This window comes from Sinomonas atrocyanea (assembly GCF_001577305.1).
Taxonomy (GTDB): domain Bacteria; phylum Actinomycetota; class Actinomycetes; order Actinomycetales; family Micrococcaceae; genus Sinomonas; species Sinomonas atrocyanea.
Genome location: NZ_CP014518.1, coordinates 1,036,354 through 1,059,115 on the forward strand (window position 1 = coordinate 1,036,354; position 22,762 = coordinate 1,059,115).

Consider the following 22,762-nt stretch of genomic DNA (forward strand, 5'->3'; position numbering starts at 1 on the left):
ACGGGATCAGGACCTCGACCTGTGACTCGTTTCTCCGCTCCCTCGTCGTGGACGGGAAGGGCTACACGAACGCGCGCCTCGCGAAGACCGTGCTGAACCAGATCCTCTCGTACGCGATCCGGCACGACCTCTACACGGACAGCAGCCCCGTCCTCGAGGTGGACCTCGCGCACCGCGTGCGCGTCCACCCGGACGTCGTCTGAGAGGCACAGCGGGTCCCTGTCCTCGGCCAGGAGGCCCGGGAGCTGGTGGCTGATCCGGAACACGGTGGCGCGTAGGCTGCTGGCCGCCTGCGGCTCGCCGCTGTGGGGCCAGAGGATGGCGGCGAGATAGCCGCGGGTCCGCGGGCCCAGGAGGGCCAGGGCCGCGATCAGCCGCTGCTGCCGGATCCCCGCGTCCTGCGCCGATCCGCCCCCGCGCAGCTGCCAGCACCCCAGGAGGCGCAGTTCCCACGACGTCGCACTCACCCCCATACTGGCCCGAGTCCACGGCAACCGCCCAGCGCAGCGTTATGCCCCACGCACTGACAAGCCGGACCGGGGCCAGGCCGCTGAGGCCCCGGCCAGCGCGGCCCGGTCCAGCAGCGAGTGGAGCGCGGTCCGCGTTGCATCTGTGTTACCGGCGCCCGATCTACGCTGGCTGCTCCGGGCCGGGGGGGAGCCTCCTGCGGCCGGGTGGCCCGGCCGGGAGCAGCTGGGTGAGCCTGTCGGAGGGCTCTAGGCCCATCTCTTGGGCGAGGCGCTTGCGGAAGTCCTCGTAGGTGCGGTAGGCGCCGGCCTCGTTGCCGGCGCTCACCTGCCCCCGGATCAGGAGGGCCTGCGCGGACTCGTCGAGGGGCTCGATCGCAGCGGCGTGCAGGGCCGCGGCGATGGCCGCCTGGTGCCGGCCCTCGCCTAGGAGGCGGGCCGCGTGGGCCTCGAGCGCGGCCATACGCAGCTGGCGGAACCGTTCCTGCTCGTATAGGAGCCAGTCCTCGTACCAGCCGGGAAGGAGCTCTGCGTAGCCGAGCAGCTCGGCCAGGCCGGGGAGCGGCTCCGTCCCAGTCAGGGCGCCCTGGGCGGCATCGCGCAGCGCGTGCGCGTCCACCCGTACCTCGTCCGAGAGGCACAGCGGGTCCCTGTCCTCGGCCAGGAGGCCCGGGAGCTGGTGGCTGATCCGGAACACGGTGGCGCGTAGGCTGCTGGCCGCCTGCGGCTCGCCGCTGTGGGGCCAGAGGATGCCGGCGAGATAGCCGCGGGTCCGCGGGCCCAGGAGGGCCAGGGCCGCGATCAGCCGCTGCTGCCGGATCCCCACGTCCTGCGCCGACCCGCCCCCGCGCAGCTGCCAGCACCCCAGGAGGCGCAGTTCCCACGACATCGCACTCACCCCCATACTCGCCCGAGTCCCCGGCAACCGCCGAAAGTGCAGCACGGCCCATAGAACGCCGCGTCGGACTAAACGCGACAAGGATGGCTACGGCGGGATAGCCGAGTCAATGGACTTTTGCCGCGTTTTCGGAACTGTCAACCAAACAGCAGGCTGCTGTCGGACGCCTCCCGCCCTATCGCGCGCCGGCTTCCCGTCTCGAGAGCCAGTCCCGGACCACCTCTATCGCGGCCTCGACACTAGCGGCGGTGGTCGCCTCGACGGGGTCAGACGGCCCCTCTGAAGCGAAGATCCTTAGCCTCAGGCCGCCTCCAGGGGCGGGCTCACGCCACACCCGCAGCACGAGGGCGCCCAGCTCCTCGAGGCCAGTGGTACGCGGGCCGTCGCCACCGCCGGATTCGGATGTCCGTCCCATGGGTCGAATGCCTTTCTGGGAGGCCGACCGGAGTCCGTCGACCGGACTGAGCTATGTGTTGTCCCCCAGCCACAGTCTAGGCTCCTGGCACCATTTCGATGGTCTGCAGGCGTTCCGCCCGGGTCTTCAGGTCCTCATCCACGCCCGCGAGGCAGAGTTCCCCGCCGCCCTGTGCGCCCGCGTGTGTGCCTGCAGGAGTGCGCCGAGGCCTGTGGAGTCCGCGCGCACGGTGCCCCTGAGGTCAATTAGGAGCCGGAGGCAGGCCGCCTCAAGCTCCTGTGCGACGCGCTCCCGGAAGCCCTGGACGTTGTCCCAGTGCAATCCGTCGCGCACGGCGGTGACGTAGAACCCGTCGAGGCTGTCCATCTATCTGCCCCCCGGTGTGTGCCTCGTTCCGGGACGGCCCCTGGTCCGCGCCCCGTTCTTAAGTGGTGCTGCTGTTCTGCCTGCATTGCTGGTTGGAACGGGCGCTCGCGCGGCTCGAGGAAGCCAGCCCGCTGGGCGCGCAGGCGCTGGTTGTCCTGAGTAGTACCACGTAGCCCTGGCTCTGCAGACTGCCCTGCCTGTTTGGAACGCTCCAGCCGGCGATCACGCCTCGGTCACGCGTGTGTCACGGCTCCGGATCTTAGCTGTACGGACCTCAAGCCGCTCGTGATTAGAGGCAGACCGTGTTCCTTTTTCTTCTTTCCCGAGGGCCATCCGGGGCAGTCAGCCTTGCACTTCCTGCTCGAGGAGCAGTGACGGAGGTGTGGACCGGATGCTGACAGGGAAATCGTTGGTCCCTCCGGGGGGAAAGGTCGGCTTCACATGCCATACCTTGTCATGCCCATGGGCCTTTTAGTGTCGGCGGAGGCCGCACAGTCGGCGCTCCATCTAGTGGGACGATTCCTGCTCATGGTCTCGATGGCGTTGTTCCTCTCCTACCTGCTCTTCATGCTCGGTGCCGTCGTGGTGTCAGGCCTTCTGGCGCGGTTCGCTCCGTCCGCAGGCGTCTCGCGCACGACGTACCAGCCGCATCGGGCGGTCCGCAGTCCGCGGCACCGTGGCGCCACATCGACTCCGCGGGCGGCTGCCACGGAGCACGGGCGCAGGGAACAAAGACCATGATGATTCTGTATGGCCAGCGCATCGACATCGTCCTGATCTTGGCCGTGGGCCTGGTGCTCCTGTCGGTCCTGTACGGCGTGCTGATGCTCGTGCTGTCCCGGTTCGAACCGGCGTCCGCGCGACGTCGATCGATGACTTTCCCCGCGACCGCGGCCGAGAAAGCCGTCATCTTCGTAGTGCCCTGCCTCAACGAGGAACGGGTCATCGCGGCGAGCCTCGATCGGCTCGTCGAGATGGACTACCCGCGGATGCAGATCCTGGTGATCGACGACGGCTCGGACGATGGCACAGCGTCCATCGTGCGAGCGCACCCCGATCCCCGGGTCAGACTGCTGCAACGACGACTGCCGGCCGCCCGTCAGGGTAAGGGTGAAGCGCTGAACGCGGCGATCCGACACATCCGCTCAGGGGCGCTCGGCGCCTGCACCGACCCCTCGGACGTCGCCGTCTGCGTCGTGGACGCCGACGGGAGGATGGAGCCGCAGGCCCTTGACGAGGTGATGCCGCTCTTCGCCGATCCTCGGCTGGGCGCCGTCCAGATCGGCGTCCGGATCAACAACCGCCACCAGAACCTGCTGGCCCGCATGCAGGACATCGAGTTCGTGCTTTACACCGAAGTCTTCCAACGCGGTCGCCGGCACTTGGGGAGCGTGGGGCTGGGTGGCAACGGGCAGTTCGTGCGGCTCTCAGCCCTCAACAGCCTCGGCCCCGAGCCTTGGTCCAGAAGCCTCTCGGAGGACCTCGACCTCGGCGTGCGGCTGCTGATCAGAGGGTGGAACATAGAATTCTGCTCCACCTCGGCCGTGCACCAGCAGGGTCTCGTGGACGCCCGGCGCTGGGTCAAACAGCGGACCAGGTGGTTCCAGGGGCACCTGCAGTCCTGGACGCTGGTCCCTTGGGTGCTGCGGGATCTGACCGGCGCGCGCCGCGTGGACCTGCTCTATCACCTGACCAGCCCTTACCTCCTCCTGCTCGCCTCCTTCCTCAGCGCCGCCTTCGTGCTATGGATCGTCAGTGTCGGCATTGGCGTCTTCACCGGGTCTCTGGACTTCTCGTGGTGGTGGGTCTCGGCTTACGCTGTGGCCTTCGGACCCGCACTGATGTACGGGGCCGTTTACTGGCGTCACGAACGTGGTCACGGCTTCGGTCCGCTGACCGCCCTCGTGGTCCTGCACGTCTACGTCGGCTACGCCGTCCTCTGGTATGTCGCCGGCTGGAAGGCTGCGTTCCGCTCCCTCGCGGGCCGAAACTCCTGGGCAAAGACGGACCGGACCACAGACGATCAGGACCAGACCGCACGGGAGCTGGACCATCCGCTGGCGGCATCGACATGAGGACATCCCTATTCCTGGGCGCCGCCATCCTCCTCGTAGGTTCCATCGCCGTCCCGGTCGGCCTGAGCCAGCGCGACACCGGCCCATGGTCGGACGGTGAGGTCCACGGACGATGGACCGTGATGTACACCGGTGACGGCGAGGCCTCGGGCAATGACGACGAGGTCGTGCTCCAGCCCAAGTCGGCCGCCTCCGCGGACATCACCCACGCCGGTCTCGTGCACACCGCCAGCTCCTACATGGACCCCACCTTCGAGGTGACGGTGCACACTGAGGCCCAGGTGCGGAACGGCCCGCCGAACGACTGGGAAGTGGGCTGGGTGCTCTGGAACCTCCGCGACGACGAGCACTTCTACGCCGTGGCACTCAAGCCTAACGGGTGGGAGATCTCCAAGCAGGACCCCGCCTATCCCGGCAATCAGCGCTTCATCACCACTGGCGCGGAACCGAAGTTCCCCATCGGCCACGACTACCGCGTGCGCGTGAAGCACGACTGGCCACGCATGACGGTGAGCGTCGACGGGCGCGAGCTCGCGACCATTACCGACGACGAAAGACCGTACCGCGGCGGAACCATCGGCCTCTACACCGAGGACGCAAGAGTCCGCTTCACCCACCTGGACATCCTCCACGCCGCCTCCGGCTGAACAGGGCCTTCGAGCTCTCAACCGGACACCCAACGCATCAGGAGCAATCCCATGTCCCACTCATTCCCCAGGACGCCCATCTCCGTCACGGCGATCTACGGCACACGGCCCGAGGCCATCAAGATGGCGCCTCTCGTGATCGCACTGCGCAACGACCCGCGCTTCGAGGTCCGCGTGGTCGTTACGGGCCAGCACCGCGAAATGCTGGACCAGGTCAATCAGTCCTTCGGCATCGTCCCGGACCAGGACCTGAACATCCATGCCGCCGGTCAGACGCTGACCGAGATCACGACGCGGACGCTGCAGGGACTGGCTCAGGTCTTCGACGCCGACCGACCGGATGCGGTTCTGGTGCAGGGCGACACGACGACGACTTTCGCCGCGTCCCTGGCGGCCTTCTACGCCGGCGTCACGGTGGTGCACACCGAGGCGGGACTGCGAACGGGTAACAAGTACTCGCCGTACCCAGAGGAGATCAACCGTCGCCTCACCGGCCAGATGGCGTCCCTCCATCTGGCTCCAACGTGGGCCGCGCGGGACAACCTGCTGCACGAGAACGTCCCTTCCGACTCGATCGTAGTGACGGGAAACTCGGTTATCGACGCCCTGTTCATCACGGTTGCATCCCGGCCGAGGATCGAGGACCCCGCACTGGGCGCGCGGCTGGCGACGGGGCGTCCCGTGGTGCTCGTGACGGCACACCGCCGTGAATCGTGGGGAGAACCGCTGCGTCAGGTCGGCCGGGCGATCGCCCGGCTGGCTGCAGCGCACCCGGACCACGACTTCGTCTTCCCTGCGCACCGCAATCCCCTGGTGCGCGGAGCGATCCTGCCTGCTGTGCAGCATTGCCCCAGCGTCCTGGTCACGGAACCATTGCCCTACGCTCAGTTCTGCGCACTGCTGGAGCGCTCCTCCATCATCCTCACCGACAGCGGCGGAGTGCAGGAGGAGGGGCCCTCGCTGGGCAAGCCGGTGCTGGTCATGCGGGATACGACCGAACGGCCGGAGGCCGTGGCCGTGGGCGCCGTGCAACTGGTCGGCACGGACGAGGAGACGATCGTGGACGCGGTGTCCATCCTCATCAAGGACGAACGGACCTACCGGCGCATGGCGAGGGCGCTCAATCCCTACGGCGACGGTCACGCCGCCGAGCGGACGGTGCGGGCCCTGGCCCGCCACTACGGACACGACGACACTGTGCAGGAGTTCCAAGACTGGGCAGCAGCCGTCCCCGTCGCCTGAAAGTCGCGGGACCCGGAATCCACGCCGGCCAGCGGAGCCGCCACCCACGCCCTCGAGGAGAATCCATGGAGAAGCAGTACCAGTTGTCCAGAAGAGGGCGTGTGTGGTGGGTAATCGCCCTGGTGTCCCTGCCCCTGGTCGCCGCGACCGCGGTCTTCGGCCTCACCGACGACAGCCTCGTCGACGGAGAGAACTCCCCCCTCGCCCGGCGTTTCACCACCGTGACGAACTCCGATGCCGACGCATCGGCGGTGAAGACCGCCACGTTCTCGCCGCGCTTCGGCCGACCGGACGGGAAGCGCACGCTCGTGCTCTACGACGGCACCGGTACCACCTCGGAGGACGCCGAACTGTATGGCATTGAGGCTGGGAATCTGGCCACGCACTTCGGTGAGGCCAAGGTCTCGGCCGTGGGCGATTACACCGCGGACATGATGAAGGACTTCGACGCCGTCGTCTACCTCGGAACGGACTCCAAGGCGACACCGCCGAAGGCCTTCCTCACCGACGTCCTAAAGGGCACCGTGCCCGTCCTCTGGGTGGAGCAGAACATCAATAAGCTCGTCGGAGACGAGCTGGGCTCGATCGCGGAGTTCGTGTCCCGGTACGGCTGGGATCCCACCGCCCCTCTGGAGGTGAGCAACGTCCAAGTGAAATCCGTGTCGTACAAGGGCCGTTCTGTGCACCGCAACACGCTTGACTCCGACGCCGTCTACAGTCCACGCATTGTGGACCCCGGAAAGGCCCGGACCCTTGCGACCATCGTGTGCGGCGACCCGCAGCACCCTGTTTCGTGCAACGTCCCCGGTGAACCACCGGCGACCGGACTGGCCTGGGCAGTAAGCTCAGGCAACCTGACCTACGTGGCCGAGATACCCCTCAATTACATCGACGAGAACGACCTCTACCTGATCTTCTCGGACCTGTACTACGACCTGCTCGCGCCGGGGACGCAACCGGTGCGGCAAGCTGCTCTACGCCTGGAGGATGTAGGCCCCGAAGCCGATCCCAACGATCTGCGGAAGGTCGCCGATTATCTGCACGATGCAGGGGTGCCCTTCCAGGTGGCTGTCATTCCCGTCGATGTGGCCCGCATCCCCGGCAAGGACGGCTGGTACGGACTGAGCCTGCTCGACAGACCGAAGGTGGTCGAGGCGCTGAAGTACATGCAAGCGCGTGGAGGAACACTCATCCAGCACGGCACCACCCATCAGTACGGCACGCTCAATAACCCGTACAGCGGCAGATCGGGTGAGGACTACGAGTTCTACCGGTACGGCTGCACCGACACCGACCGGCCGCCCTACAAATTCGGGGAGTGCAAGGCTGACTCTTACATCACCAAGATCGGCCCGGTCGGGGAGGACAGTGTCGAGCAGCAAATCACCCGGATCGAATACGGCCGGCAGGTGATGATCGACGCCGGCCTGGGCACACCCACCATCTTTGAGACCCCGCACTACTCCGCATCCGTCAACGCCTATGCCGCGATCGCCGCCGTGTACAAGGCGCGGTACGAGCAGTCCGATTACTACGCCGGCATGATCTCGGGCAAGAAGATCACCACCCGCTCCGACAGCCAGCAGTTCCCGTACACCGTCCACGACATCTACGGCACCACGGTGTATCCCGAAGACCTCGGCAATATCACCGTCACGGAGCAGAACAACCACGCCATCCGGGATCCGCAGTACATCATCGACCGGGCCAAAGCGAACCTGGTCGTCCGGGAGTCCACTGCCAGCTTCTTCTTCCATCCCTACCTGAGCCTCGACTTGCTCAAGCAGGCGGTCACCGGCATCAAGGATCTCGGTTACACGTTCGTCCCGGTCGGCGACCTGAGATGAGAAAGCGGCGGCCTCGTGGCTCGTTGAGCCGTCCATGACGGGTATCCCTGTACAGCTCAGGACGCCCGGTTTCGAGCACGCTGCCGTCGCGCTGCTCCGGACCTCCCTCGACCGAATCGTCCCGAGACTGTCCCTCACGCGGGGAAGCGCGCAAGGAAGACCCCCAGATTGGAAAGTGACACGCATCGCGCCGCGGTAGTCATGTGCTCCAGCTAGGGAGTTGACGGCCGCTCGCCGGTCCGCACACACGGTCCGAAGACGACTCCGGCCCAAAGGACCGCCATGCACACCCGTCAGGACGCCCGCAAAGCAGATCGAGCTCACCGAGGGGGCCTTGGTGTCGGTGCACACTGCGCTCGAGACCCTGGGCGTTCGCGGCTGGGCCGCTGAGAACCGCACCGCCGTCTGGGAGTACCTGTTCCCGAACACGGCCGGCCCGTTCATGGGAGTCGCGACAGAGCAGGCGTTCACCAGCTTCGACCTGGCCGCGTACCGCATCGGCCGGATCGACCTGTGCGTGGCAGGAAGCCGGACCTACGGCGCCGCCGTCGACGGAGCGGCCGCGGAGGACCACGGGGCTTACACCACGGTCACCGGCCGGTGCATCAAGGCGCGCTGAGCCCGGAGCCCGGCGGCCCCGGCGGGCGGCCGTTCGCTCACCCGCCCGCCGAGGGTCCGTCGGGGAGCCCATCGTCCGCCCTGCCGGCCCCGGCGCGCATGGGGATTTCGTCCCGATGAACGCAGTCGGGACCGGCGTGGCGTGGCGTGGCGTGGCGTGGCGGGCGTGGGCGTCGCGGCGGGGGCGGCGGGCCGCGAAGGCGACCACTTGTCGCACTCGACCCGGTCCCCTCCGTCCGACGGCCCCTAGCACCCCGTGGCGCCGGCGCTGAGAGATTGCCGATTGCCAACATCGAGCCCCACGGGGTGCTGAAGGGAAACTGCGCTGCCCGGTCACTACCCTGTTTACTACCCGCTTTTGCGGGACAGTTCGGGATCCGACGGGTAGCCTGACGAGGTCCGCTGAGCATGTTTCCGCTGGTCAGACAGGAATTCCGGGCAACTCCGGGGACCGACGGGCATCCCTGCCTGTTAACAGAGCGTCGCCGGTTCGAATCCGGCAGGGGGCTCCATGAACCCCTCTTTGACCTGCGGAAACGCAGATTTCAGAGAGGGGTTTGCCGTGCTCCGGCGGCGAGGCGGGTGCCGTTCGGGCGGCTAGGAGAGGGGCACCAGGCCGCCGAGGATGCCCATTGCGGTCCTGCAGGGCTAGGGCTCGTGGCAGCCGGCGCAGGGCTCCCCGAGCAAGTCCCCGTCGGGGGTGTGGATCTCAAGAGGAGCTCGCAGACCGGGAGCGAGTACTCGGCGTGCGGCATGCGGCGCCGGCGTGCCTCGTGGAGCACGCCGAGCATGGTCTCGTGCAGTGGCTGGGCCGGTTCCAGTGAAAACATGGCGGATAAGTTACCCGAGGTAGGGATGGGGAAACCGCGGGGAGCCCAGACGGCGGCCGTCAGCCTTCGCAGTCGCGGCAGTACTCGACCCCGCCCCGCACGACCTTCTGCGACCGGTGGCGGACCAGGAAGCAGGACTGGCAGACGAACTCGTCGGCGCCCTGGGGGATGAGCTGGACTTCGAGCTCGCCGTTGACGAACTCGCCGGGCAGCTCGGCGCTCTCGCCGCTGTCGTCGACGTCGAGTTCGCGCACCACGGACCGCGGGTCGGGCGCACTGGCCGACTTCAGGGCCTCGAGCGAGTCGTCCTGGGATTCCTTGACGTCCGTGCGCAGCGCGTCGTAATCGGTGGCCACTTGGCTGGTCTTCCTGTCTGTCGGCGAGGGTGCGAGGAAGCAACGGTACACCGCCCGGCGTCGCCGCCATGGGGCCAAACGTCCTTGGCGGAGCGTGAGGTTCGTCATCAGGCTCCCAGCCCTCCGATGGGCCTGCGCTGCGCGCCCAAGGCCCAGCCTGACCAAGGGGTGCGCCCCGGTGGTGGCGTCTCAAGAACTCTACTTTCGTTGGCACTCACGTGAACCTCGGTCGTGGCCGAGCTAACTGCTCGATCACGCCAATCTAGGCGCGCTGGCAGAAGCGGTACCAGGGCCGTCAGGCTCGCGATTACGGGGCGGAAGAACCGCCAGATTCTGCTGCGTCACATGGGTTTGGTGACCCTTGGGCGCATTGTCGCTGGGTACGGACCGTCCACCTTGATCAAACAGATGAGCTTCATTACCAGTGGCCATACCCAAACTGTCGAACACATGGAGGAAAATCCGGTCCGCGCTGCGGCCAGGTGAAGACTCCCGACCGCCTCCTCCTGCACGTGGCCTGGCGCACATAGGATTGTTCGCATGGACGGCGCGGGACCCGGCCGGAGTGCGGCCACGGCACCGTCCGCAGGAAGGCAGCACCGATGGCAACAGGCACCGTGAAGTGGTTCAACGCCGAGAAGGGCTTCGGGTTCATCGAGCCCGACGACGGCTCGGCGGACGTCTTCGCGCACTACTCGCAGATCGACGCCCGCGGGTATCGCTCGCTCGAGGAAGGGCAGAAGGTCGAGTACGAGGTCGGGCAGGGGCAGAAGGGCCCGCAGGCCCAGCAGATCCGCCCCATCTGACCCCACGACCCACAGGAGAGGGGGAGACCGCCCGAGGGCGACCTCCCCCTCTTTCGCTGCCCTGCTGGGGCCAGTGGTGGCTGCCGACCCCACAGCCGTGGGTGGCCGCCTCCAGCTGGGCCTGGCGGTCACCGGTCCAGAGCAACGCCCGGCTCGCGCCCGTCCCCGGCCCGTCGCCGTCACGCGCGAGGAGATCTACCAGGCCGTCTCGGGTGCCAGTCGGGCGGCCGCCGGTGCCCAGGCATCGGATGTGCTGAGGTGGCCGCCCGTGGTCGTGTCGCCCGGGGCCCGTTCGACATGGCGGCCTTCAGGATCCCGGCTGCGTCCACCTGATCCGTGTCGACGAGGGGCTGAGAGATCTCGGTCTTCGGCGGCTCCGCTGTTGCCGTGCGCCTAGGCTCGATGCGGACGAATCGCTCCTTGTTGTCGAGGTGGGGGATCAGGTTGGCCGGGCTGTAGTTGTCATCCTTCTTGTACCGGTACTTGGCGGTGGAGGCAATCCATTCGCTGTCGCTGCTCAGGAGCGTCCTCGAATAGGGCCGCAGGACGCGCCACCCTCCCGTCCACGACGCGGTGAGCTGCGCCAGGGGGTTGGGGCGAGTGAGGTACTTGGCCGGGGGCATCGAGAATCCGTCATCCGAGAAAGCGACGTGGCAGTTGGTCGTGAGCCGCTCCACGATCCACATGAGCGCGACGTCGGCCAAGGAGTTGTCACGATTCCCGCCCCCAACGTCACCATGGCTTCCGGAGAACCACATCTGCTCCAGCGTCTGCTCGGAGGCGTGTGCCTGCTGCGTCCACACCGACGGCTCGAAGGAGTTGCGTCTCTCGTCGATGGCGAGGGCCTGGAACGCGAACTTGACCTTCGTCGAGAGGTCTGTGTCGTGGAACCGCCACTGTCGGTTGAACACATTGACCCAGCGGAGCCCGTTGATGGGTATCCCGAGGGCTCCGACTGTGTCCCAGACCGCGATGCAGCGGATGTCGGGCTCGTAGCAGTGATGCTTCCGCCTGAAGTCCACGGCTGCCGGGGAACTCGGCTTCGTCGCGGGGCCCCGGTCCTTGTAGAAGGCGTAGGCCTGGTTCAGCATCTTCAGGTTCTCCGGCTTGAGGAGTCCGCAGTTGCGGATGAAGCCCGCCGTGCTGCGGGCAGTGAAGGCGCCGCGGCTGAAGCCGATCAGGATGATCTCATCGCCCGGCTTGTAGCTCTTGGCAATGTCGCGGTAGGCCTCGCGGACGTTCTTCGAGAGGCCGAACCCAAAGGCTCCGCCCCAGAGGTGGTCCCATCGGCCGGTCCCTACCCCCTCGATGTAGAACTTCTTCTGCTCCAATCCGTCGAGGTCCTGAGGTGCCAACGCGTTATAGAGCTTGACCACGTTGGACGGGCATGGGACCCCATCGGTGGTCTGGTCCCGTCGGTCCCACGTCCCGTCACAGCAGACGATGATCTTCTTCCGCTTCTTCTCCATGGCCTCTCCTCGTCCCGGCTTCACCACGCGGCCCACGGCAGCGACACCGCACGTGAAGACCATGCGCCGTTGCGGTGTAGTTTGCGAGAGGCCAAGGGCCGATTCTGGATGGCGTGTTTCTCGTGCGGGCCGAGGGGCCGGTGGTGCCCGCCGAACGCGGCGACCCTGGCTGGGCGGTTCGCCCTATCGGGCCGTTGCCGCAGATGGGGGCCGCGGGTACCTTGACGGCATGACCGACCGGGAGGACTTCCTCAACCGGGTCAGGACCGCGCTGCACGACGCGGAGGTAGCGCTGCACAACGGCGACGCCGGCTTTCGCCGGGCCATCTGGTCGCGGAACGAGCCCGTCAGCATCCTGGGAGCGTGGCGGAACGCGTACGGCCAGGGCGAGGTCGAGGATGTGCTCCGGTTCCTCGAGCAGAGCTTCTCCGGCTGCGCGTCCTACGAGTTCGAGCTCCAGACGTTCGACGTGATCGGCGACGCCGCCTACACCGCCGGCCTTGAGCACACCTCTGCCATCGTCGACGGGGAGCTGCGCACCTACACGCTCCGCGCGACGCAGGTGTACCGGCGCGAGGGCGGCGACTGGAAGGTCGCCCACCGCCACGCCGACACCGTGACCGAACCGGACGCCGCCGAAGACCGCTGACGGGTGCGCCGGTCAGGGGCCGGTGACGGCGGGGCCGTCCGGCACCGGAGAGGGCCGCGCTTCGCCGTGGACGGTCGTGAGCTCACCGGAGGGCTCGACCTGAAGCGCGACAACGTCGACCGGGACTCGGGCCTGCCAGGCGGCGGCGAGGACGTCGTCGGGGATGCGCTCGGCCGCGACCGCGGCGCGGTGCGGGATGAGCGGCAGGAGGGAGCTTTCCTCCTCGAGATGGCGGACGGCACGGTCCACCTGGTCGATGTCCGCGGCGCCCAGCTGGACCTCCACGATGTGCCGGACGCCGTCGGCCGGGTGGAAGAGGATGACGGCGAACTGGTCGGGCCTCGCGTGCACGACGGTCCGCTCGAACGCGGGCATCCCGTCGCCGAGGCCGAGCCAGGCGGGGTCCTCCTCGACGCGGGCGGCCAGCCACGCGCCGGACAGGGCTGCAGGGTCATCGATGGGCGATAGCTCGGGGGATCTGCTGTTCATGCGCGCATCATGTGCCCTGCGCGGCAGGGCGTCTGTCACCCGGGAGGCCGTCGTTGGGCCGGGTCGGGCGGGGGAACCGTTGGCTGCGATCCAGAGCATTGCGAGACCTTCCTCCGGGGACCACGTTGTCCCCTTGGGGTTAGCCACCTCCGCCCCTTCCCAATCACATTGGTCCCAGAGCCGGTGGTGGTGCTCATCCGGGCATCCCAGGTGCGCCGGAGGGGCAGGGCTGTCACGCAGGGGCGGGTGGGTCGGCGGGACCGCGGTCGTCGTGACGGTAGAGGCGGCCGATCATCCGCAGGCGCAGGTCGGCGGCCTGCTCGGGGGAGTGCCCCTGGAGTCGGGCGACCGCCTCGGCGAGCCTGGTCGCGAGCTCGTGGTCGGCGGCGGCGTCCGTGACCTCCGGCGGATGGACCGGCTCCGTGTGGAGGACGACCTGGTCTCCGACCTGGAGGGCGTGCAGCTCATACGCGCCCAAGGGTGCCACCTCCTGGGCCATGAGGACGGCGCGGGCCACGGCCGGGGGAATGTGCTCGGCCACCACGGAAGGCTGCCGCTCAGCGCCGGTGGGGTCGGTGTGGCTGCCCAGCCAGAGGGTGAGGACGTGGAGGACTTGGTCGGTGTCCGCGTCGGAGAGCTTGACCTCGGCGACGTGCCAGATGCCGGCGGTGGGGTCGGCGAGGTGCACTGTGAGGGAACCGGGCCGGTCGGAGGGGGCGATGTGCTCGACGGCGAGCTCGGTCTCCCCGAGGGCGAGGAGTGCGGGGTCTTCGACGATACGCGCCGCCAGCCATGCGGTGTCGAGGCCGAGGTCGTCCTCGAGGTAGACCCGGTCGGAGGGGGTGTAGTCCACTCTCGGATGGTAGATCCGGGCTTGTGGAGGCCGCCACAGTGGGGGGCGGTCTGAACTGCTCCCCGAGAGTTGGATTGGGGAACGGGACGGGGCCAACCCCGCTGCGCTCCGGGAGCTGAGCACTACCATGGAGGCATGGCTGCCAGCCGAAATCCGCTCGACGACCTGCGCGGAACCCTCAACCATCTGGCCGATCAGCTCAAGCTTCCCGGTTCGGAGCGCGTCGACGAACTGGTTGGCGATCTCATCGGTGCAAGGCCCGGGCCCGCCCGGCCGCTGGCCGAGGTGCAGGCCGAGCTCGACGCGCTGGTCGGCCTGGAGACCGTCAAGGAACAGGTGCGCGCCCTCGTCGCGCTCCTCCAGATCCAGGCCCGCCGCAAGACGCACGGCCTCCCGGAGGTGGCCACATCACAGCATCTGGTGTTCCTCGGAAACCCGGGCACTGGAAAGACCACCGTGGCGCGACTCCTGGCCGAGATGTACCGCGCGGTCGGGCTGCTGCAGAAAGGCCACCTGGTCGAGGTCGACCGTTCGGGCCTTGTGGGGCAGTACGTCGGTGCGACCGCCATCAAGACGGACCGGGTGATCCGGCGTGCGCTGGATGGCGTGCTGTTCATTGACGAGGCCTACGCGCTGGCGCCGGAGGACGGCCGGATGGACTTCGGCCCCGAGGCGATCGAGATCCTGCTCAAGCGGATGGAGGACCACCGCCACCGACTGGTCGTGATCGTGGCCGGGTACCCGCGACTGATGGAGTCCTTCCTGCTCTCGAACCCCGGCCTGCGCTCCCGGTTCGCCCGCGAGATCACGTTCCCCGACTACTCGGTCGACGAACTTCAGACGATCTTCCACCAGACGCTGGCCCAGCACGAGTACACGCTGGGGCCGCGCGCGGACCAGATGCTGCGCCGCATCCTCACTGGGCTCCACGCGGGCGAGGACTCCGGCAACGCACGCTTTGCCCGTACGCTCTTCGAGCAGGCGCTCAACCGCCAGGCGCTCCGCCTCTCGCGCGACCAAGGACAGAGCCTCGACGCGCTCGACCGTGAGTCCGTCACGACGCTCACCGCGGAGGACATCGTGGAGGCCGCGCTGGCGCTGGGCGAGGAGCCGGAGCCGGAGCCGGAGCCGGAACCGGAGCAGCAGCCCTGGTGGCGCCGCTGGCTGGTCTGACCGTCATTGCGGCGGCTGCAAGGGCGCACGCCGAGAAGGACGCAAGGCGTCCCTACGGACCATGCAAGGGATAGCCGCACCGATTGGAGGGACGGTACTGAGGCCGGGCGATATGGGGGCACGAATACCCTTCTCGTGGTGCGGGAGCACCAGTAGCGTCCTGCGCACCGGGCCTGCGGACCGCCGGCCCCCTTCGAGAGGACGCGCCATGCCGACCGTGATCGCCCACCACGATGTGAAGGACAAGGACCACTGGCTCGCCTCACCGAAACGTGAGGAGCTCTTCGGCCCGCTCGGAGTCACCAATATCCGGACGTTCGTCAACCCGCAGAACCCGACACAAGTGGCAGTGCTGATGGATGTTGCTGACATGGATGCGGTCATGGCGGCGATGCAGTCCAAGGCCGCCGCTGAGGCCATGGAGTACGACGGCGTGCTGGCCGACACCTTGGTGATCCTGGTAGAGGCGTAGGCGCTGCTCCTGCAGGCGAGGGCGCAGGTCCGTGCGGAAGGTGCATGCGCCCCCGTCCCGCGGGCTGGACCGGCAGCGGGCGCCGGCTCATCATCCGGGTTCCGTCCTGCGCGGGTGATGCGATGACTGTTCAGGCAGACATGGTGGCGAGCGTGAGCAGTGCCAGGTCGTGGAGGCCGTGCCCCAGTCCGGTGGCCAGAGTGGTGCAGTGGCGGATGGTGAGCACCGCGGTGGCGTAGACCGCGCCGATGAGCGCCGTCATGATGACCTGCAGGACGTCCTGCGCGCCAGGGAAGTGCCAGAGTCCGAAGAGGGCTGACGAGGCGACCACCGCCCAAGTCCTCGAGGCCAGGACGCGTCTGGCTCCTGCGAGGACGTAGCCCCGCCAGGCGAACTCCTCCACGAAGCCGACGAGCACGAAGGAGCGGACGGCGAGGTAGGCGAAGGCGAGCGGCCGGGGTTCGCCTCGGCCCAGGACGCCGAAGCCCAGGAGTGCCGGGACGAGGGCAAGCGTCAGGCTGGCCGCGGCGAGGGCTACCCCGATGAGCGCCTGGCGCCCAGCGTGCGTAGCGGACCAACCGAGCGCGAGGGAGAGGGGCAGTCTGCCGAGCCGGGCGGCGGCGACCAGGACGGCCATGATCGCGAGGAACGGGGACAGGTCGACGGCGACCCGCAGCGGTAGGCCCCTCGCGCTGGCGGCGGAGACGGCGACCGGCCAGAGGACGGCGACCGCGAACAGGGCAAGCACCACGACGGCCGATGCTGCGAGGCTGGGGGCCGGCCAGCCGTCTCTGAGGACCAGAGCGTCCCGCCACGAGGGCGATCCGGCCGGTGCGGCACCGCGCTGACCCTTCGGGTCTTTCGGGGGACGCGTGGTCCGGCGTCTGGGCCGCATCGCCTTAGCCCCTCCGCTCTCGTGGAAACTCGGGCTGCGTGAGGCCGGTGGGGGCCGCCCCCGCGCCGCACCATGAACTCTTGCCCTTGGCGTCCCTCCCCGGTAGGGCCGTTCGACCGCCAGCAGTGCGGGCAGCCTTGGCCGTGCCGGTTCCTCTTGAACTGCTCAACAGCGGCTTGGTCGCCGAACGAGGGCACTTGTCCAAGGCGCCGGTCCTGGACAGCCCCTCCGGGCCCATCGGGGCGGCGGACATGGCCGCGCACAAGGGCCCAGGATGCCGTCGGTGACGGTCCCGGGCCCTTCTGCTTGCCCCTGAGCGGGGCGCCCTGTCAGTGGAACAGGTCGGAGCGGACGCCCATGATGATGCGGTCGCCGCTGTGCGCCTTCTGCAGCCAGTCGACGAGGTTCCAGTCCGGCAGGGCGATGCACCCGGCCGTCGGGGCGGTGTTCTCGTGCAGGAAGATCGCGAACCCGGCGTCCTGGACGATGCCCGAGTCGGGCGGCCTGTTGTAGTTCAGGACCGCCCCCTCCCTGTAGTCGTGGGTGGACCGGGTGGCGAAGTACCACATGTTCTCGTCGTACCCGACCCACGCGGACTCCTCGAAGTACTGGTTGTACTCCGGGGTGCCGGGGTTGCCGCCCCAGCGCGAGTCGGGGTTGAGGGTCTGGTACGGCAGGGCGGTGCCCGGGTTGCCGAGGCCGAAGGCCTGCGTGACCGAGTAGTCGCCCGTGGGGGAGTACTCGTACCGGGTGGGGCCGGACGCGACGCCCGGGGGCTTGAACCCGGACCGGCCCACGGTCGCCGGCGTGTACCAGTCGGGCCAGTAGACCCCGGCGGTGTTCTGGCAGCGGATGAACCATGCGTTGTACGACCCGTAGTACTCGGCGACCGCGAAGGACACGGCAGAGGCGCCGTAGCTGGGGTAGTTGGAGTGGCCGTTGTTCAGCGACTCGCACTCGTTGTACCCGTGGATGCCGGTGATGCCGGCGATCCAGGTGATGGTCCCGCCCTGGAACTTCTGGATGCAGGCCGAGCCGCTGCACTGCTCGTCCGTGACCGGGTAGCCCATGGACCCGTTCTCGTACCCGGTGCCTGCGTATGCTGCGCGGATGCCACCGCGGGAGGTGTGGGCGCCCGACGCCGGGGACCAGTAGATGGCCCCGCCCTGGTAGAGCTGGTAGACGCCGCTGCTGCGGATCGGGACCTCGTCGGTGGTGGGGTAGCCGAGGGGCCCATTCTCGTACCCGCTGGCCGCCCAGCCGGCGCGGACGGCGCCGCCGGAGCTGTGGGCGCCGGTGGTCGGGGACCAGAGGATGGCGCCGCCTTGGTAGAGCTGGTAGACGCCGCCGCTGCGGATCGGGACCTCCTCCGAGGTGGGGTAGCCGAGGAAGCCGTTCTCCCAACCCTTTGCGGCGAACTCGCTGCGGATCCCGCCGTGGGAGGTGTGGGCGCCGGTGGCCGGGGACCAGTAGACGGCCCCGCCCTGGTAGAGCTGGTAGACGCCGCCGTCGCGGATGGCGACCTCATCCGTGGTGGGGTAGCCGAGGAAGCCCGTGGGGCCGCCGGTCGATGCCCAGCGGGCGCCGACGCCGCCTCCGACGGTGTGGGCCCCGGTGGCGGCGATCCAGTAGATGGCCCCGTGCTGGAACGTCTCGGCGCAGCCACCGCCCGGGGGGCTGGTGCAGTCCTCGGCAGTGACGGGTGCCCCGAGCCAGCCGGTGGCGCCGCCGAGGGCGGCGTACTTGGACTGGATGGGGGAGGGCGCCGGGGGCGTGCTGGGTGGGCTCGTCGGCGCCCCGGTGGGCGTCGCGGTCGAGGTGGGGGACGGAGTCGCAGTGCCGGTCGGCGAACCGGTTGGAGAATCGCTCGCCGTGACAATGGGCGTCGAGGTGGCGGTGGCGGTCGGGTCTGCCGTCGACGTGTTGGTCGGGGAGGGGCTGGCGGTGTCGGTCGGGGACGGGGCGGCCGTGGTGGCCTGGGACGGTGCAGCCGTCGTTATGAGTGCGGCCAGCGCCAGCGCTGCCGCCCACCCCCCGTGGCGGCGGATAGTCATTCCGTCCTCTCTTGGGAGACGGCGGCGGCGCAGTCGGTTCCCGCGGAGGGGGCGTCCTTGCCGAAGCCGGTGGCGGAGACCTGGGCGGTCTGGCCGGGGGCGAGGGTCTTCTGGATGAGGGCGTGGTCGAGGACCGAGGTGTCCCGGGTGAGGCCGATCGCAACGGTGAACGCCGCCCGGGCGGCTCCCTGGTTGGACAGAGTTGCCGTGTACGACCAAGTGCCGTCCACGCCCTTCTGGCAGTGCTCGCCGCTGAGGGCGCCCTCGGCCATGGCCGACGCGACGGCGGGCGCCACGGTGACTGTCGCGGAAGGGACCTGGGCTGCGGCGGTGGTGCCCGGCGCCGCCGGGGCTGCTCCCGGCGCCGCGCAGCCGGCCAGCGCCGCCGGAAGCAGGAGCGAGGCGGCGAGCCTGAGGGCCAGTGGCCCGGGTCTTGATCTCATGGGTGTCCCCCGGATGGAAAGGTAAGTTGTACATGTACAACCTAGTGGCTTGGGCTGGAATCCGGCCTGATGCGAGACAGGACCTTCTCCTCTCCATGTCGGCCGTTGCCGGTCCCTAGAATTTGGGCGGGGAGGGACCGGCGATGAGGGCCGGACATGGACAGAGACCTCATGCACGAGTTGGCCTGGCAGATCACGGGTCTGCCGGTCCCCGCGCAGCAGGACGAGGCGGACTTCGCTGCGGCGCTCCACCGGGTCGAGACATTCCTGGCCGAGTACAGGCACGTCCCCGACCCGAAGGCCGGGGACGCGTACGAGGCACGGCTGGGGTCCTGGCTCGACGCCGAGCGGGCCGCCGATGAGCACGGCGCCTTGTCCCAGAAGCGCAGGGAGCGGATCCAGCAGGTCGTCGGCCCTGAGTGGCGCGCCGCCGGATAGGGCGTGGTGAGCGTCCTGCGGGAGGGTTCCGCCGAAGCGCTGACCGTGCTCCCGGACCGACCGGCCCTGACCACGCTGGCTCCCCGATGTGCGTCCGCCCAGTTTCGGGGCGCCGAATTCTGGTGCTTTGCACATGTTCCGGCGACCGGCTGCCCGCATATCTTGTGCTGTCGGTGTTAGGCCGGTCACAGCTCCGTGGCCCGGCCGCGCCCCCAGGCCCCACGAGGAGAACGCATGACCAGCTCCACCGGTCAGTCCCAGAGCAACCGAGGACTTGAAGTCCGCTCCATCGACTACGTCCCCCTGGACGAGCGGCACGGGAAGGTCTCGAGCATCGGCCCGCTCTGGTTCATGAGCAACGCCCAGATCGCCACCCTCGCCGTCGGGCTCATCAGCATCACCACAGGCGGCAACCTCATCTGGTCGATGATCGCCATCGCCGCCGGGGTGCTCGTCGGAACCCTGTTCATGGCTGCGCACTCGTCCCAGGGCCCCCAGCTCGGACTGCCGCAGATGATCCAGTCCCGCCCCCAGTTCGGGTACGTGGGCGCCCTCCTCGTCTGGCTGTTCGCCTACCTGCAGTACGCCGGGTTCAACATCTTCAACACCGTCCTTGCCGGACAGGCCATCGGAGCGTCCGTGCACGGGGGGTCGGACAGCCTGTGGTTCTGGGTGGTGACCATCGTCGCCGTCGTCGTCGCGCTCTTCGGGTACGACCTCATCCACCGCTTCGAGCGCTACCTGACCTACCTGACCGTGGCGATGCTGGCCCTCCTGACGGTCGCCGTCCTCACGCACCTCGACCTCCCGGCGGCCATGTTCGACCTCGGCGGCTTCCAGCTCGTGCCCTTCCTCGCCCAGCTCGGCGTCGCCGCCGGCTACCAGATCTCATGGGCGATCTACGTCTCGGACTACTCCCGGTACCTGCCGCCCGCCGCCGCCGGCCGGACCTTCCGGTACACCTTCTGGGGCAGCGCCCTCGGCGGGATCTGGGTCATGTTCCTCGGGGCCTTCATCGCCGCCGCAGCGGGCAAGGACTTCGACACCATCCCGTCCATTCAGGCCACCGCCGACAAGCTCTTCCCGGGATTCGGGTCGATCGCCCTCTTCGTCGCCGCCCTCGGCCTGGTGTCCGTCACGGCGCTGAACATGTACGGCGGCTCGCTGACGCTGATCTCCTCGATCGACAGCCTCCGCCGCATCAGGCCCACCCTGCGGCTGCGCATCATCACCATTGCCGTCACTGCGGCGATCTCCGTGATCCTGGCCAATGTCGCCTCGGAGGACTTCCTCGCGAACTTCAACGACTTCCTGCTGCTGGTCCTGTACTTCTTCATCCCGTGGACCGCGGTGAACCTCACGGACTACTTCATCGTGCGCAAGGGCCACTACGCCATCGCCGAGATCTTCAAGCCGCACGGAATCTACGGCCGGTGGGGGTGGCCCGGCATCATCGCCTACCTCGTCGGCTTCGTGGTAATGGTCCCGTTCTTCTCGGCCGGGACGCTCTTCGTCGGTCCCGTCGCCCAGGCGATGGACGGCGCGGACATCTCGCTGTTCATCGGCCTCCCTGTGGCCGGTGTCCTGTACTGGCTGCTGACCCGGAAGGTGAATGCGGCCGAGGAGGCACGGCTGGGCGACGCGGAGTCGGCTGAGCTCGACGCCGCCGCGCACGGGCACACGCTGCCCTGAGCTGCTGTCACAGGAAGGAGGCGGTCCGGTCATCCGGGCCGCCTCCTTCCTTTCACGCCAGGGCCGACGGCGGACTCCTCGTGAAGACCGACGCGTCGGAGACGTCGACAGGCGAGTTCCCGCCCCGCCCGGCGCCGCAAGCATTTGAGCCTGCTTAACCTCCCCGTCACCCCACCTTTGACCGTTAGTCAGGACAAAGGTGTTCAGTCTTCGGTGGGGGTTGGCGCCATCGGGCCGCCGACGTGCTGTGCCCCAGCGGCCCAGCGCGGTGATGACCTGTCGACATCAGACGAAGGGGCCGGGCGGCCACCGCTGCCTGCGCGTTGAGGCAAGGGCCGGAAGCCCGCAGAACCTCTGCGCCTCGTGCGTGCCCTTCGTCGAAGCTCTTGGGAGAGAGATTCCATGAAGTTCACGACTGCCCTGCGATCTGCTGTCGCCGTCACGGCGTTGGCGTTCGCCGTCAGCGGGTGCGCCCAGAGCAGCACCGCCGGAGCGAACAACGCGGCTGGCGAGGCCGGCTCGAAGACCGTCCGGGTCTTCATCAGCGGTGACACCAACATCCAGAAGCTCTGGGAGAAGGACCTGGGACCGGCCTTCGAGAAGGCCAATCCAGGCTACCGAGTCCAAGTCCAGTTCGATCTGCATGGGGAGCACGACGCCCAGACGCTCGCCAAGCTCTCCAGCTCTGCCCAGCAGAAGAAGGACGCGGGGTTCGACCTCGTGGATGCGGGGTTCGTCCCGAAGGCGTCGTCGGCCAACCTCCTGGAGCCGGTCGACAGCGGGAAGGTCCCGGCGCTGGCAGACGTCCCCGCCGACGCGATCAAGGCCGGGGGGACCAGCGGCATCCCGTACCGGGGCTCGTCCGTCCTGCTCGCGTACAACACCAAGACCGTGGCGGCTCCGCCCAAGACCCTTGACGACCTCCTCGCGTGGATCAAGGCGAACCCGGGCAAGTTCACCTACAACTCGCCCAAGTCGGGCGGGTCCGGAGCGGCGTTCGCCACCACGGTGCTGGACAAGTATGTTCCGGCCGATGTGAGGCAGAAGATGACGGTCGGGTACGACAAGGGCCTCGAGTCCTCCTGGGACCAGGGCTTCGCCGAACTCAAGGGCCTCAACCCCTTCGTGTACCAGAAGGGCGTCTACCCGAACGGCAACCAGCAGACGCTGGACCTGCTCGCGAGCGGCCAGATCCAGATGGCTCCCGTCTGGTCGGACATGTTCACCACTGGCGTTGCGAACGGCTCGATCCCGGCGTCGGTCAAGGCGACCCAGATTTCCGATCCGTCCTTCACCGGCGGCGCGGCCTACCTGGGCGTCCCGGCCGACAGCCCCAACAAGGATGCCGCGCTCAAGCTGGCCCAGTTCGTCCTGCAGCCTGACCAGCAGGCGATGATCGTCAAGGACATCTCGGGCTACCCGGCGATCTCCCTCGACAAGCTGCCCAAGGACCTGCAGGACAAGTTCGCCAACGCGGACACGAAGAACCTGCGCCAGGGCTACTACAACGACATGTCCAAGGACATGAACAACCTCTGGGACCAGAAGGTCCCCGGCCAGTGACAGCC

22 protein-coding genes are annotated in these 22,762 nt (G+C 68.3%); 13 read left to right on the forward strand and 9 right to left on the reverse strand.

What is annotated here, in order from left to right:
* Positions 1 to 47: 47 nt before the first annotated feature.
* The gene (locus SA2016_RS21345; RefSeq protein WP_157089115.1) at positions 48 to 203 is read left to right on the forward strand and encodes a hypothetical protein; all 156 of its coding nucleotides are present in this window, start codon (positions 48 to 50) and stop codon (positions 201 to 203) included.
* A gap of 427 nt (positions 204 to 630) precedes the next feature.
* Here the strand turns inward: SA2016_RS21345 and SA2016_RS04915 are convergent, their stop codons facing one another.
* Together SA2016_RS04915 and SA2016_RS04920 are read right to left on the reverse strand one after the other, a co-directional pair.
* Positions 631 to 1,356, reverse strand: a complete 726-nt coding sequence (locus SA2016_RS04915) for an AfsR/SARP family transcriptional regulator (RefSeq protein WP_066496013.1) — start codon at positions 1,354 to 1,356, stop codon at positions 631 to 633.
* 550 nt (positions 1,357 to 1,906) lie between these two features.
* Complete coding sequence (locus SA2016_RS04920) at positions 1,907 to 2,146, reverse strand: STAS domain-containing protein (RefSeq protein ID WP_066496016.1); 240 nt, start codon at positions 2,144 to 2,146, stop codon at positions 1,907 to 1,909.
* A 737-nt stretch (positions 2,147 to 2,883) separates the two neighbouring features.
* Here SA2016_RS04920 and SA2016_RS04930 point away from each other — a divergent pair.
* From SA2016_RS04930 to SA2016_RS04950, 5 genes are all read left to right on the forward strand, one after another.
* Positions 2,884 to 4,221, forward strand: coding sequence for a glycosyltransferase family 2 protein (locus SA2016_RS04930; RefSeq protein WP_066496027.1), 1,338 nt, complete (start codon positions 2,884 to 2,886; stop codon positions 4,219 to 4,221).
* Entirely contained in the window at positions 4,218 to 4,868 is a 651-nt protein-coding gene (locus tag SA2016_RS04935; protein WP_066496030.1) for a LamG domain-containing protein, read from the forward strand. Before SA2016_RS04930 ends, SA2016_RS04935 begins: the two co-directional genes overlap by 4 nt.
* Positions 4,869 to 4,919: 51 nt before the next feature.
* The gene (gene wecB / locus SA2016_RS04940) at positions 4,920 to 6,110 is read left to right on the forward strand and encodes a non-hydrolyzing UDP-N-acetylglucosamine 2-epimerase (RefSeq protein ID WP_066496035.1); all 1,191 of its coding nucleotides are present in this window, start codon (positions 4,920 to 4,922) and stop codon (positions 6,108 to 6,110) included.
* A 65-nt stretch (positions 6,111 to 6,175) separates the two neighbouring features.
* Positions 6,176 to 7,957 (forward strand): DUF2334 domain-containing protein, encoded by a 1,782-nt coding sequence (locus SA2016_RS04945; protein WP_084249326.1) that lies wholly within the window; start codon positions 6,176 to 6,178, stop codon positions 7,955 to 7,957.
* Between the two features lie 337 nt (positions 7,958 to 8,294).
* Positions 8,295 to 8,576 (forward strand): hypothetical protein, encoded by a 282-nt coding sequence (locus SA2016_RS04950; RefSeq protein ID WP_066496048.1) that lies wholly within the window; start codon positions 8,295 to 8,297, stop codon positions 8,574 to 8,576.
* An 888-nt stretch (positions 8,577 to 9,464) separates the two neighbouring features.
* Here SA2016_RS04950 and SA2016_RS04955 read toward each other — a convergent pair.
* On the reverse strand, positions 9,465 to 9,761 hold the full coding sequence (locus SA2016_RS04955; RefSeq protein WP_066496050.1) for a DUF4193 family protein: 297 nt from the start codon (positions 9,759 to 9,761) through the stop codon (positions 9,465 to 9,467).
* Between the two features lie 602 nt (positions 9,762 to 10,363).
* Here SA2016_RS04955 and SA2016_RS04960 point away from each other — a divergent pair.
* Positions 10,364 to 10,567: a cold-shock protein gene (locus tag SA2016_RS04960; RefSeq protein ID WP_066496052.1), complete on the forward strand. Its 204-nt coding sequence runs from the start codon at positions 10,364 to 10,366 to the stop codon at positions 10,565 to 10,567.
* Positions 10,568 to 10,746: 179 nt separating this feature from the next.
* Here the strand turns inward: SA2016_RS04960 and SA2016_RS04965 are convergent, their stop codons facing one another.
* Positions 10,747 to 12,036 (reverse strand): T6SS phospholipase effector Tle1-like catalytic domain-containing protein, encoded by a 1,290-nt coding sequence (locus SA2016_RS04965; protein WP_066496054.1) that lies wholly within the window; start codon positions 12,034 to 12,036, stop codon positions 10,747 to 10,749.
* Positions 12,037 to 12,265: 229 nt separating this feature from the next.
* On the opposite strand from SA2016_RS04965, the gene SA2016_RS04970 reads away from it, so the two are divergent.
* Positions 12,266 to 12,685 carry a nuclear transport factor 2 family protein gene (locus tag SA2016_RS04970; RefSeq protein ID WP_066496055.1) on the forward strand — a complete coding sequence of 140 codons (420 nt, stop codon included), beginning with the start codon at positions 12,266 to 12,268 and terminating at the stop codon, positions 12,683 to 12,685.
* A gap of 12 nt (positions 12,686 to 12,697) precedes the next feature.
* Here the strand turns inward: SA2016_RS04970 and SA2016_RS04975 are convergent, their stop codons facing one another.
* Together SA2016_RS04975 and SA2016_RS04980 are read right to left on the reverse strand one after the other, a co-directional pair.
* Entirely contained in the window at positions 12,698 to 13,174 is a 477-nt protein-coding gene (locus tag SA2016_RS04975) for a hypothetical protein (RefSeq protein WP_066496056.1), read from the reverse strand.
* A 232-nt stretch (positions 13,175 to 13,406) separates the two neighbouring features.
* Positions 13,407 to 14,027 (reverse strand): hypothetical protein, encoded by a 621-nt coding sequence (locus SA2016_RS04980; RefSeq protein ID WP_066496057.1) that lies wholly within the window; start codon positions 14,025 to 14,027, stop codon positions 13,407 to 13,409.
* Positions 14,028 to 14,162: 135 nt separating this feature from the next.
* On the opposite strand from SA2016_RS04980, the gene SA2016_RS04985 reads away from it, so the two are divergent.
* Both SA2016_RS04985 and SA2016_RS04990 read left to right on the forward strand, forming a co-directional pair.
* The gene (locus tag SA2016_RS04985; RefSeq protein WP_066496064.1) at positions 14,163 to 15,200 is read left to right on the forward strand and encodes an AAA family ATPase; all 1,038 of its coding nucleotides are present in this window, start codon (positions 14,163 to 14,165) and stop codon (positions 15,198 to 15,200) included.
* A gap of 208 nt (positions 15,201 to 15,408) precedes the next feature.
* A complete protein-coding gene (locus SA2016_RS04990; protein WP_066496065.1) occupies positions 15,409 to 15,672 on the forward strand; it encodes a hypothetical protein in 264 nt (87 codons plus the stop codon).
* Positions 15,673 to 15,802: 130 nt separating this feature from the next.
* Here the strand turns inward: SA2016_RS04990 and SA2016_RS04995 are convergent, their stop codons facing one another.
* The 3 genes from SA2016_RS04995 to SA2016_RS22125 all read right to left on the reverse strand — a co-directional run bounded on the left by SA2016_RS04995 (position 15,803) and on the right by SA2016_RS22125 (position 19,064).
* Positions 15,803 to 16,423, reverse strand: coding sequence for a CPBP family intramembrane glutamic endopeptidase (locus SA2016_RS04995; protein ID WP_066496066.1), 621 nt, complete (start codon positions 16,421 to 16,423; stop codon positions 15,803 to 15,805).
* Positions 16,424 to 16,896: 473 nt separating this feature from the next.
* Positions 16,897 to 18,621 (reverse strand): L,D-transpeptidase family protein, encoded by a 1,725-nt coding sequence (locus SA2016_RS05000; RefSeq protein WP_066496068.1) that lies wholly within the window; start codon positions 18,619 to 18,621, stop codon positions 16,897 to 16,899.
* The gene (locus tag SA2016_RS22125; protein ID WP_141305626.1) at positions 18,618 to 19,064 is read right to left on the reverse strand and encodes a hypothetical protein; all 447 of its coding nucleotides are present in this window, start codon (positions 19,062 to 19,064) and stop codon (positions 18,618 to 18,620) included. Before SA2016_RS22125 ends, SA2016_RS05000 begins: the two co-directional genes overlap by 4 nt.
* A 156-nt stretch (positions 19,065 to 19,220) precedes the next feature.
* On the opposite strand from SA2016_RS22125, the gene SA2016_RS05015 reads away from it, so the two are divergent.
* The 3 genes from SA2016_RS05015 to SA2016_RS05025 all read left to right on the forward strand — a co-directional run bounded on the left by SA2016_RS05015 (position 19,221) and on the right by SA2016_RS05025 (position 22,757).
* Positions 19,221 to 19,502: a hypothetical protein gene (locus SA2016_RS05015; RefSeq protein ID WP_066496075.1), complete on the forward strand. Its 282-nt coding sequence runs from the start codon at positions 19,221 to 19,223 to the stop codon at positions 19,500 to 19,502.
* A gap of 234 nt (positions 19,503 to 19,736) precedes the next feature.
* A complete protein-coding gene (locus tag SA2016_RS05020; RefSeq protein ID WP_066496077.1) occupies positions 19,737 to 21,194 on the forward strand; it encodes a purine-cytosine permease family protein in 1,458 nt (485 codons plus the stop codon).
* A 402-nt stretch (positions 21,195 to 21,596) separates the two neighbouring features.
* A complete protein-coding gene (locus tag SA2016_RS05025; protein WP_066496079.1) occupies positions 21,597 to 22,757 on the forward strand; it encodes an extracellular solute-binding protein in 1,161 nt (386 codons plus the stop codon).
* The last annotated feature ends 5 nt before the right edge of the window (positions 22,758 to 22,762 follow it).

Bases quoted from the DNA above. Each gene is read 5' to 3' on its own strand.
- SA2016_RS04920 (WP_066496016.1), bottom strand. From the start codon at position 2,146: ATGGACAGCCTCGACGGGTTCTACGTCACCGCCGTGCGCGACGGATTG.
- SA2016_RS04965 (WP_066496054.1), bottom strand. From the start codon at position 12,036: ATGGAGAAGAAGCGGAAGAAGATCATCGTCTGCTGTGACGGGACGTGG.
- SA2016_RS04985 (WP_066496064.1), top strand. From the start codon at position 14,163: ATGGCTGCCAGCCGAAATCCGCTCGACGACCTGCGCGGAACCCTCAAC.
- SA2016_RS05020 (WP_066496077.1), top strand. From the start codon at position 19,737: ATGACCAGCTCCACCGGTCAGTCCCAGAGCAACCGAGGACTTGAAGTC.
- SA2016_RS04930 (WP_066496027.1), top strand. From the start codon at position 2,884: ATGATGATTCTGTATGGCCAGCGCATCGACATCGTCCTGATCTTGGCC.
- SA2016_RS04975 (WP_066496056.1), bottom strand. From the start codon at position 13,174: ATGAACAGCAGATCCCCCGAGCTATCGCCCATCGATGACCCTGCAGCC.
- SA2016_RS22125 (WP_141305626.1), bottom strand. From the start codon at position 19,064: ATGAGATCAAGACCCGGGCCACTGGCCCTCAGGCTCGCCGCCTCGCTC.
- SA2016_RS04915 (WP_066496013.1), bottom strand. From the start codon at position 1,356: ATGTCGTGGGAACTGCGCCTCCTGGGGTGCTGGCAGCTGCGCGGGGGC.
- SA2016_RS04990 (WP_066496065.1), top strand. From the start codon at position 15,409: ATGCCGACCGTGATCGCCCACCACGATGTGAAGGACAAGGACCACTGG.
- SA2016_RS05025 (WP_066496079.1), top strand. From the start codon at position 21,597: ATGAAGTTCACGACTGCCCTGCGATCTGCTGTCGCCGTCACGGCGTTG.
- wecB (WP_066496035.1), top strand. From the start codon at position 4,920: ATGTCCCACTCATTCCCCAGGACGCCCATCTCCGTCACGGCGATCTAC.
- SA2016_RS04945 (WP_084249326.1), top strand. From the start codon at position 6,176: ATGGAGAAGCAGTACCAGTTGTCCAGAAGAGGGCGTGTGTGGTGGGTA.
- SA2016_RS05015 (WP_066496075.1), top strand. From the start codon at position 19,221: ATGGACAGAGACCTCATGCACGAGTTGGCCTGGCAGATCACGGGTCTG.
- SA2016_RS04970 (WP_066496055.1), top strand. From the start codon at position 12,266: ATGACCGACCGGGAGGACTTCCTCAACCGGGTCAGGACCGCGCTGCAC.
- SA2016_RS04935 (WP_066496030.1), top strand. From the start codon at position 4,218: ATGAGGACATCCCTATTCCTGGGCGCCGCCATCCTCCTCGTAGGTTCC.
- SA2016_RS05000 (WP_066496068.1), bottom strand. From the start codon at position 18,621: ATGACTATCCGCCGCCACGGGGGGTGGGCGGCAGCGCTGGCGCTGGCC.
- SA2016_RS04960 (WP_066496052.1), top strand. From the start codon at position 10,364: ATGGCAACAGGCACCGTGAAGTGGTTCAACGCCGAGAAGGGCTTCGGG.